This is a genomic window from Neobacillus citreus (genome assembly GCF_018343545.2).
In the GTDB taxonomy this organism is placed as follows: Bacteria; Bacillota; Bacilli; order Bacillales; family Cytobacillaceae; genus Neobacillus; species Neobacillus citreus.
Genome location: NZ_JAGYPE020000106.1, coordinates 1 through 9806, shown reverse-complemented (window position 1 = coordinate 9806; position 9806 = coordinate 1). Strand labels below are relative to the sequence as shown.

At 44.5% G+C, this 9806-nt stretch carries 8 protein-coding genes; all 8 read right to left on the bottom strand.

All coding sequences use genetic code 11. The features are described 5' to 3' along the window. Window positions 1-89: 89 nt before the first annotated feature. The 8 genes from fosM to nirB all read right to left on the bottom strand — a co-directional run bounded on the left by fosM (window position 90) and on the right by nirB (window position 9367). Window positions 90-512, bottom strand: a complete 423-nt coding sequence (gene fosM / locus KHB02_RS28595) for a FosM family fosfomycin resistance protein (RefSeq protein ID WP_213147765.1) — start codon at window positions 510-512, stop codon at window positions 90-92. An 87-nt stretch (window positions 513-599) separates the two neighbouring features. Further along, window positions 600-1034, bottom strand: coding sequence for a YueI family protein (locus KHB02_RS28590; protein ID WP_213147766.1), 435 nt, complete (start codon window positions 1032-1034; stop codon window positions 600-602). Between the two features lie 302 nt (window positions 1035-1336). Beyond that, the gene (gene aceA, locus KHB02_RS28585) at window positions 1337-2620 is read right to left on the bottom strand and encodes an isocitrate lyase (protein WP_213147767.1); all 1284 of its coding nucleotides are present in this window, start codon (window positions 2618-2620) and stop codon (window positions 1337-1339) included. A 75-nt stretch (window positions 2621-2695) separates the two neighbouring features. Next, entirely contained in the window at window positions 2696-4288 is a 1593-nt protein-coding gene (gene aceB, locus KHB02_RS28580) for a malate synthase A (RefSeq protein ID WP_420848128.1), read from the bottom strand. A gap of 198 nt (window positions 4289-4486) precedes the next feature. Continuing rightward, the gene (locus KHB02_RS28575) at window positions 4487-5104 is read right to left on the bottom strand and encodes an NAD(P)-binding protein (RefSeq protein ID WP_213147769.1); all 618 of its coding nucleotides are present in this window, start codon (window positions 5102-5104) and stop codon (window positions 4487-4489) included. A gap of 12 nt (window positions 5105-5116) precedes the next feature. Next, complete coding sequence (gene cobA / locus KHB02_RS28570) at window positions 5117-6586, bottom strand: uroporphyrinogen-III C-methyltransferase (RefSeq protein WP_213147770.1); 1470 nt, start codon at window positions 6584-6586, stop codon at window positions 5117-5119. 27 nt (window positions 6587-6613) lie between these two features. Then, complete coding sequence (nirD, locus tag KHB02_RS28565; RefSeq protein WP_213147771.1) at window positions 6614-6934, bottom strand: nitrite reductase small subunit NirD; 321 nt, start codon at window positions 6932-6934, stop codon at window positions 6614-6616. A gap of 6 nt (window positions 6935-6940) precedes the next feature. Continuing rightward, complete coding sequence (gene nirB / locus KHB02_RS28560; protein WP_213147772.1) at window positions 6941-9367, bottom strand: nitrite reductase large subunit NirB; 2427 nt, start codon at window positions 9365-9367, stop codon at window positions 6941-6943. Window positions 9368-9806 lie beyond the last annotated feature (439 nt).

The following is a 9806-nucleotide window of genomic DNA, read 5'->3' as shown; positions in this document are numbered from 1 at the left end:
GAGCCCAGTAGAATACAGAACTCAGGTCCAAAGGGTTGCTTAATATATATTGTCTAACTTTTTTGGTTCACTTCATGTTGGCCCCTATTTTAATGGTAAAACTCCATATGCTTTTTTTCTTGTTTATAGTAATCTAGTCTGTCTTGAAGTGTACCCGTGTGAAACTCAAATTTATGTCCATCCGGGTCGGTAAAATATAGTGATCGTTTATCCCTTTCGTCTCTGTGGCTGCCCGGCAGAATGTTGACCTGGAGTTGTTTCAGTTTTTCAAACATGTTAAGGAAGTCTGCCTCTTCGATTGAAAAAGCTAGATGCGTATAGGAATGATGTATTTCATTTCTCGGTATATCCTTCTCCTCATTAAGGGCAAGCCATATGCCGTTTAGATCAAAATAGGCGGTGGTCCTTCCTTTCACCAGCAATTTGGCGTCAAACACGCTTTGATAGAATTGGATGGATTTTTCTAGATTGGAAACGGAAAACAAAATGTGGTTTATTCCTTTAATAGTCATGATTCACCCCCCTTCTAAATATTACCACGATTTTACTTTTGGATATAAAAAAACCCATGGCACCTTTATTCCATGAGCTTATACCCTTCATTTTCTTTTAAATAACTTTGAAAAAAGTCCTTTCTTCTTATTTTGCTTTGGAATCACAATTTCCTTTTTTGTAAGGTAAATTTCTTCTTTATCAATAGCATGATTCATTGCTAAAACTAAGCCGATGTCGGTGTCATGCTCCTTGTTGGTGACAATAGTGTGGCCAATCTTGTGTTTGGATGCGACTTTTACATATTTGGATAATTGGTCGTAACCCATATTTCCGTTTAGAAAAAGATGGGCACTGGGATATTTCTTCATTAACTGCCCTACTTGAGGGTACACTTCGGTTTCAGCTACCTGTTTTTTCGTAAGAGCGACAATAATTCGTTCGCGTAAAGATCCTAAAAATTTCCGTCTTTCCTCAGGCTTGGTTTCAATCGTTCCATAGATGCCTTGCTGCAAGACCTCGTCAACGGTAGGCTTTTTCAAAAAGAATCAACTCCATTTAAAAGGCTAATTACTATGTATGATTTCTGTATAGAAAACGTTCCAATCTCAGCATCTCTGAGAGTAAATGATGGCCATCCGCGAGTATTTTCACTTTATCCGAAAGTATTCCGGTCCTATCCGAGAGTAATTTGCGGTTACGAGAGTAAATTACGGTTATCCGAGAGTATTCCCGCGTTATCCGAGAGTAAACATACCTTATCCGAGAGTAACCCCCGCCCCAGCCACAAAGAAAAAACCCCTCCCCCCATTAAGGAGGGAAGGATTCACGTCCGATCACTATATTATTTAGAACCAGTAAACTGCTCTTCCTCAGTAGAACCTTTCAACGCAGTAGTGGAAGAAGTACCGCCGGAGATTACCATAGATACTTGGTCGAAGTAACCAGTACCAACTTCGCGCTGGTGACGAGTAGCAGTGTAGCCGTATTGCTCGCTGGCGAACTCAGCCTGCTGCAGGACAGAGTAAGCGGCCATGCCGTTTTCTTTGTAACCGCGGGCAAGTTCGAACATGCTGTGGTTTAGAGCATGGAAGCCTGCAAGTGTAACGAATTGGAACTTGTAACCCATTTTGCCAAGCTCTTGTTGGAACTTTGCAATCGTTTCATCGTCAAGCTTCTTCTTCCAGTTGAAGGAAGGTGAGCAGTTGTAGGCAAGCAGTTTGCCAGGGAACTTCTCATGGATTGCCTCTGCAAAGCGGCGTGCTTCTTCAAGGTTTGGCTCGGAAGTTTCGCACCAGATTAGGTCGGCATATGGAGCGTAAGCCAATCCGCGGCTGATTGCTTGGTCAAGACCTGCTTTTGTACGGAAGAAGCCTTCAGCTGTACGTTCGCCAGTAATAAACTCAGCATCGTTTTCATCGATATCGCTTGTGATTAAGTCTGCAGCGTTAGCATCTGTACGGGCAACCAGCACAGTTGGAACGCCCATAACGTCAGCTGCTAAACGGGCAGCAATCAGGTTGCGAACCGCAGTTTGTGTAGGAAGCAATACTTTACCGCCTAAGTGGCCGCATTTTTTCTCAGAAGAAAGCTGGTCTTCGAAGTGAACGCCGGCAGCACCTGCTTCAATCATGCCTTTCATTAGTTCGAAGCAGTTTAGCTGGCCGCCGAAGCCTGCTTCAGCGTCAGCCACGATTGGAGCGAACCAATCGATCGAATTGTCGCCTTCTCCATGAGTGATCTGGTCAGCGCGCTGAAGTGCTTGGTTGATACGCTTAACAACAGCCGGAACGCTGTTTGCAGGGTATAAACTTTGGTCAGGGTACATGTTACCGGAAAGGTTAGCGTCTGCAGCAACCTGCCAGCCGCTTAAGTAGATAGCCTTAAGCCCAGCTTTAACCTGCTGAACCGCTTGGTTACCAGTTAAAGCGCCAAGAGCGTTGATATAATCTTCTTCGTTTACTAGTTTCCAAAGCTTTTCAGCACCTTTGCGTGCTAATGTATGTTCAATATCGATAGAACCGCGAAGTTTGATCACATCCTCTGCAGTATATGGACGTGTAATCCCCTTCCAACGTGCATCCATTTCCCAGCTTTCTTGTAATTGCGCTACTCTTGCATCAGTCATTTTAAAATCCTCCTATCAACCTATTAAAGTATTTTTTAAAAATATATTTTTGAAGAGTTAAAAACTCTCAAATCCCTATAGTTGTTGGTAACCTGGAATAGTTAAGAAATCTGCAAAATCGTCATTTAAGATTAAGTTGTCAAACAGGTTAACGGCTTCGTCGAACCGCCCGTTCAAGTAGGCTTGGTCCCCAATTTCCCGCTTGATTTTCGTAAGTTCCTCGGCCTTTAGCTGTTCATATAATTCGGAAGTTAACTTCCGGTTGTCTTTTAAGACGCCCTTTGGATGACGGATCCACTGCCACAGCTGGGCCCGTGAAATTTCGGCGGTTGCCGCATCCTCCATTAAATTATGAATTGGTGCTGCACCGCGGCCTGAAAGCCAGGAAGCCACATATTGAATACCAACATTGATGTTGGTACGGACACCTTCCTCAGTAATCGTACCCGTTGGCACTTCCAATAAATCACTAGCTGTAATGGTAATCTTCTGCTGTTTCATCGTATGGATTTGGTTTGGAGTCGGCATTTCGCGGTTGAAAACCTCCATCGCCACCGGAACAAGTCCAGGGTGGGCAACCCACGTCCCATCGTGACCGTCCCGTGCCTCGCGCTCTTTGTCAGCGCGAACCTTGGCAAATGCCTCTTCGTTTGCCTTGGGGTTATCCTTGATTGGAATCTGTGCTGCCATTCCCCCTATTGCCGGTGCCTTGCGGCGGTGGCAGGTTTGAATCGTAAGTAAGGAGTACGAACGCATGAACGGCACTGTCATCGCCACCTGCGAACGATCCGGTAAAATAACATCATCTTGGTTACGTAGTTTTTTCAAATAGCTAAAAATATAATCCCATCTTCCGCAGTTTAATCCGGCTGAGTGTTCCCTTAATTCATAAAGAATCTCTTCCATTTCAAAAGCGGCCAGGATGGTTTCAATTAACACAGTTGCTTTGATGGTGCCTTGGGCAATCCCGAGCCTTTCCTGTGCGTATACAAATACGTCATTCCAAAGCCGTGCTTCCAAGTGGCCTTCAAGCTTTGGCAGGTAAAAGTAAGGACCGGTTCCTCTTGCCAGCAGTTCCTTTACGTTATGGAAAAAATACAATCCAAAATCGAAAAAGCTTCCTGAAATGGCTCTGCCGTCTAATAACACATGCCTTTCCTCGAGATGAAGTCCGCGGGGTCTGACAATTAGTACAGCTGTTTTTTCATTCAGTTCGTATTTTTTTCCGTCTGGATTTTCAAAGTTAATCGTCTGATTAACGGCATCCCGTAAGTTGATTTGCCCTTCAACGAGGTTCTCCCATGTTGGTGACGTGGCATCCTCGAAATCGGCCATGAACAATTTGGCTCCGGAGTTTAAGGCATTGATAACCATTTTTCGGTCAGTCGGCCCGGTAATCTCCACCCTGCGGTCCTGAAGGTCATAAGGCAGTGGTGCAATCCTCCAGTCACCATTTCTGATGTGCTTCGTCTCAGGGAGGAAAGCAGGAAGCTTGCCGTTATTAATTTCCTCTTGGCGTTCCTGTCTGGACTGTAACAGTTCAGCCCGCCTTGGGCCAAATTTGGTTTCAAGTTCTTCAATAAATTTCAAAGCATCTGGCGTTAAAATACCGTCGTATTGGGCCTTCAAGGCCCCAACTACTTCCATCCCCCTTGTTTGCGTCGACACGAACTTGATCACCTCTTTGTTATAATACAGTAACTATCCTCGTTTTGTATTATATAACACACTTTTAGAAAATGGAACTACTTTTCTGAAAAATTTTAAAAAATAGGTAAAATTCCCCTGAGTAGATAAAAAATCCTTGATATTACTAGATTCTTAACACAATAAAAAAAGCAGATACCTCTTACTCAGGTAGCTGCTTTAAATCATTTGTTCATATAAACGCTGAAACATCACATCCCAGTCGCCGTTGTTCAAAAATTCCGGGCTGACGATGGCTGTTAACAATTTTCTTTTTAAATCCGCATCCTCAACATTTTTCAAAATCCATTGCCGTTTTGAAAAAAGAAATTCTAGATAATCCTCGTACCGGGAGTCAAACTGCTGCTCAAGCTGCTTGCGGATTTGTTTGGCAAGGATTGGGCTTGCTCCTCCTGTGGACACCGCAATGCTTAAGCGGCCCCGCTTCAGATGGGAAGGCAGATGGAAATCAGACTCCTCCGGATTGTCCGCAATGGATACAAGCTGATGCTCCGCCGCTTCTTCCTTCACCAGATTGTTGGTGTGTGGGTCATTCGTGGCCGCTATGATGAGAAACGCCTCCTGGATGTCCGACTTGGCAAACAGCTTTTGCTTCCAGGCTATTTTTCCTTCGTGGGCCAAATGTTGTATAACAGACGTACTTTCCGGGCTAATGACTGTAATGGCTGCTCCCGTTTCCAGCAAGCCTTTTACCTTCCGCTCAGCTACCGTGCCGCCGCCGGCCACGATTACCTTTTTTCCTTCAAGCTTAAGCATAATTGGGTAATAACCGTTCATTCTGCCCCTCCATTATCTATTGGCAGGAGTCTTTTCCGGCCAAGGACCAGTTAAATACTCGACTAGCGCCTCTTTAGTGGCCTTTTTTGGCATGCCGCTACCCAAGAGACCTAGTTTGGCCACTTCGCCCATCGTTTGTTTGCCCATTCCGACAACTTGAACATTTTTCAAAAAGGCTTCTGTTTCGATGCCGAATTTTTGCAAAGCTGTTATAAATGGCTCAACAGAGGCGCTCGAAGGGAAAACGACTGTATTTACATCCGCATCGTCCATCATTCTTTTAAAAATTGAAAAGAACTGTTCATCTACTTTTTTGTCGCTTGTTTTCCAGAAATCAGCGTTTTCATATTTTTGTACCTGGGCCCTGCCATCTCCAACTACAAGCATTTTTCCCCCATCGGACATTTCATCGATCAAGCCTGGAACGAATCCTCGTTCTTTTAAGGCATTGATGGTTTTGATGGAAAAACCGAAAAGGTCTGCTGTAATTTTCCGAATATCCACCCCATGATTCTTTAACGCCGTGAAAAATTCTTCGATACTCTCAGGCGATGTGAATAAGATTTTTTGATAACTGGATATAGTACCCATAATCTCTTCGTTGACAGGTGCTGCGATTCTTTTCCACCTTGGAAATTCTATTACGTCCGCGCCTTGGCGCATCAGTTCCTTCGCTAACTCGCTCTCGCCTTCACTCGTGCGCGCCAGAAGAATCTGCCGGCCATGTAATGGCTTTTTCTCAAACCAGCTTATTTTTTCACGGAGAGATGCGACATACCCTACCAAAATAATCGCCGGATTGCTAAACTTCGCCTCTTCAGCCTTGGCGGCAATATCAGCCAATGTCCCCTGTAATGTCTTCTGACGGCCGAAGGTGCCCCATTGGATTAAAATCACTGGGGTTTCGGCTGGCTTCCCGTGGGCAATCAAGTTCTCACAAATGTATGGCAAGTTTCGGACTCCCATGTAAAAAGCGATTGTATCCATCCCGCGGGCAAGGCTTGCCCAGTCAAGGAGCGGCTTGCCTTCCTGTGATTTATCATGGGCCGTTACGACCGTAAATGATTCCGCATGTTCCCGATGGGTAACAGGGATTCCGGCATAAAGAGGGGCAGCCATTCCCGATGTGATACCTGGGACAATTTCAAATGGTATTTGGTGGTTCGCCAAGGCTTCCGCTTCCTCGCCAACCCGACCGAATACACCCGGGTCGCCGCCTTTAAGCCTGATCACAGTTTTACCTTCCAATGCTTTAGCGACCAAAACATCATTTATATTTTCTTGCCTTAAAAAATGGCGGTCCGGCAATTTCCCCCCGTAAATCAGTTCGCAATTGTCCGGAGCAAACTCCAGAAGCTTCGGGTTGGCTAGCCGGTCGTATAGAATAACCTCTGCCTGCTTGATGGCTTCAAGCCCTTTCACAGTAATTAGCCCAACGTCCCCCGGTCCTGCTCCTACTAAAAAAACTTTTCCAGTTCCCATCGTGCAGCATCCTTCCGTGTTTTCCTTCTATAATACGACAAATATAATATCTTTTTCTATTTCTATGTTAAATATTTTGACATAGCCGGTATCCGGAGCCTGTACAAGCCCGTCTTTTAAGGAGATTTTCCAATCATAGACAGGGCAAAAAACATAATCGCCACTGACAAGCCCTTCCGAAAGGACACCGCCCTTCGGATGTGGACTGCGGTTTTCCAAGGCATAAACATTGCCATTAGATGTTTTAAAGAGGACAATTTCCTTGTCATCGATTTTAATGGAATAACCAGCTCTAGCTTTTAGGTTTGAATAGTTTGCAACAGGTATACGAGTTATTGTTTGCAGCATTTTGCTTCACTCCCCGACCCTAATGGTATGTTTGGTATAATATTTCTCTTGAATCTCTTCACTATGAATGGCTTCATCCCATGGCTCGATATATTTTTTCAAAGTTTTGTCCATCCGTTCGTTTAAGGCTTTGCGTGTTTCCTCGTTTGCCAGGACCCCTTGGATATGCTCCAAGCCTAGGCGCTCTAACCATTTGGAAGTACGTTCCAGATAGTTTGCTGTCTCACGATAGTATTGCAGATAGGCCCCGGTCATTTCCATAACCTCTTCCTTAGTTTTCACAGTACATAACAGATCTCCGGCACGCAGGTCGACCCCTCCGTTGCCGCCGACATAGATTTCCCAGCCGCCATCGATGCCGACGAAACCGATATCCTTGATTCCTGCTTCAGAGCAGTTTCTTGGGCAAGCAGATACCCCCATCTTCACTTTGTGCGGCGTATCAAGACGCTCAAATTTCTTTTCAAGCTCTATGCCAAGTGCCATTGAGTCCTGTGTACCATAGCGGCAGAATTGGGCACCGACGCAGGTTTTGACGGTGCGAAGCGTTTTTCCGTAAGCATACCCTGATGGCATATTAAGCTCTTCCCAAATGCTTGGCAGGTCTTCTTTTTTGATGCCAAACAAGCCAATCCGCTGGCCGCCGGTTAGTTTTACTAATGGAACATTGTATTTCTCGGCCACTTTGGCAATTTTTATTAAATCCTGTGGTGTTGTCACCCCGCCGTACATTCGCGGCACAACGGAATAGGTTCCGTCCTTTTGGATATTGGCGTGCATTTTTTCGTTAACAAGGCGGGAATCGCGGTCATCCTTATACTCGTCCATGTGAATCATGCCGAGGTAATAGTTGATGGCCGGGCGGCATTTGGTACAGCCTTCCTCGTTGTTCCATCCTAAAACGTTCATGACTTCTTTGACACTTGTTAAGCCCTTTGCCTTGATTTCTTCAACCAATTCCTCCCGGCTTAAGGTTGTACAACCGCAAATGCTTGTTTTCTGAGCTGCAGATGCGTCGAATTGGTCGCCGAGTGTATGTTCTAGTATACTTGCGACCATTGGTTTACAGCGTCCGCATGAGCGGCCGGCATTTGTGCAATGGCTGACTTGGTCAAGCGTGGTCAGTCCTTGTGTTTTGATCGCCTCGACAATGGCTCCTTTGGTAACGCCATTACAGCCGCACACCAGTTCATCGTTTGGCATGGAGGCAATGTCATCATCGGAGGTGCCGCTTACACTGCATTCTGACTGAAGAATCGATACGCTGGTTATGCCGCTGATGTCTTCCTGTTTCGTCAGCATCCGGAACAGTTTTGTACTGTCTTTTGTATCACCATAAAGGACAATCCCGACAATCTTGTTATCTCTTATTAGAATCCGTTTATAAATGCGGTCATATTCGTTGTAGGCCATGATTGATTTCGTTGTACCGTCTTCAAAAATTTCCCCCGCTGAGAAAAGGTCAACCCCTGCCACCTTAAGCTGGGTGCCTGTTACTGAACCTTTATATGGCGCCGCTTCAAAACCGCTGATGCGATTCGCCAGGACCTTCCCTTGTTCGTACAATGGCGCCACTAAACCATAGACAATTTCCCTGTGTTCGGCACATTCACCGACTGCGTAAATGTGGGGAACGCTGGTTTCCATAAAGTCATTTACGACAATGCCTCTATTTACATAGATGCCACTGTTTTTGGCCACTTCTGTGTTTGATTTGATGCCTATTGCCATTACGATTAGGTCGGCTTCTACTTCAGAACCATCTTTAAAGCGTAGTCCGGTTACCCGTTCATCTCCAAGGATTTCGACGGTTTCTTTCTCCATTAAAAAGCTCATTCCTTGGGCTTCTAGTTCTGCCTTAAGCATAGATGCTGCAATATGGTCCAGTTGGCGTTCCATTAGCGACGGCATTAAGTGAACGACATCCACGTTCATTCCTAGGTTTAGCAGGCCTCTTGCAGCTTCAAGGCCAAGCAGACCGCCGCCGATAACAACTGCTTTTTTGTATTCCTTTGATGATTTGATCATCATTTCACAATCGTGGATATCACGAAAACCGGTCACACCCTGTTTATCTGCACCTGGAATTGGCAGAATAAAAGATTTCGATCCTGTTGCGATAATTAATTCATCGTACTCCACTTCACGGCCTTGGTCACTGATAACCCGTTTCGCTTCGGCATCAATTTTAACAATCGGTTCACCAGTATATAATTGAATATTGTTTTCTTTATACCAATCCAACGGGTTGATAATGATTTCATCAAAGCTAGTATCACCTTGGAGAATATTTGATAACTTAATTCTGTTATAGTTTGGATGTGGTTCTTCTCCAAAAATGGTGATTTCAAAATGTTCAGGTGCAAGTTTAAGGATTTCTTCGATTGTCCTTACTCCAGCCATTCCGTTACCGATCATTACTAATTTTTTCATTTTGGGTCGCTCCCTATATGTTTTGTTTAGTTATTTTTAATGGTTAATAAGGTTTCATTTATAGTTAAATTGTAAACTCCTGTCTTTTGAAAATTTGTGAGGTTCGTCACAATCTGCAGTTGTTTGTGAATGATTTCACATTATTGTCATAAACAGTTTCTTGATTGATAATATTGGATCATTTTAGTTACGTGGGCTGGAGGTTTTTGTCCTTTAGACGCCTTCTATTGGACATTTTGCTGCTTCAGCTTGGCCGTTTTGTCCTTTAGACGCCTTCTATTGGACATTTTACTGCTTGGGCATGGCCGTTTTGTCCTTTATACGCCTTCTATTGGACATTTTACTGCTTGGGCTTGGCCGTTTTGAGGTTAGTCTAAAAAGTGGACACGTAAAAATGAGATTTAGATTATAATACAATCATCATTTAAAAGGACGTGTT

What these genes read in the sequence shown, in the direction of transcription:
- nirD (WP_213147771.1), bottom strand. Translation starts at nt 6,934, where the DNA reads ATGCTGCAAACAATAACTCGTATACCTGTTGCAAACTATTCAAACCTA.
- fosM (WP_213147765.1), bottom strand. Translation starts at nt 512, where the DNA reads ATGACTATTAAAGGAATAAACCACATTTTGTTTTCCGTTTCCAATCTA.
- nirB (WP_213147772.1), bottom strand. Translation starts at nt 9,367, where the DNA reads ATGAAAAAATTAGTAATGATCGGTAACGGAATGGCTGGAGTAAGGACA.
- aceA (WP_213147767.1), bottom strand. Translation starts at nt 2,620, where the DNA reads ATGACTGATGCAAGAGTAGCGCAATTACAAGAAAGCTGGGAAATGGAT.
- KHB02_RS28575 (WP_213147769.1), bottom strand. Translation starts at nt 5,104, where the DNA reads ATGAACGGTTATTACCCAATTATGCTTAAGCTTGAAGGAAAAAAGGTA.
- cobA (WP_213147770.1), bottom strand. Translation starts at nt 6,586, where the DNA reads ATGGGAACTGGAAAAGTTTTTTTAGTAGGAGCAGGACCGGGGGACGTT.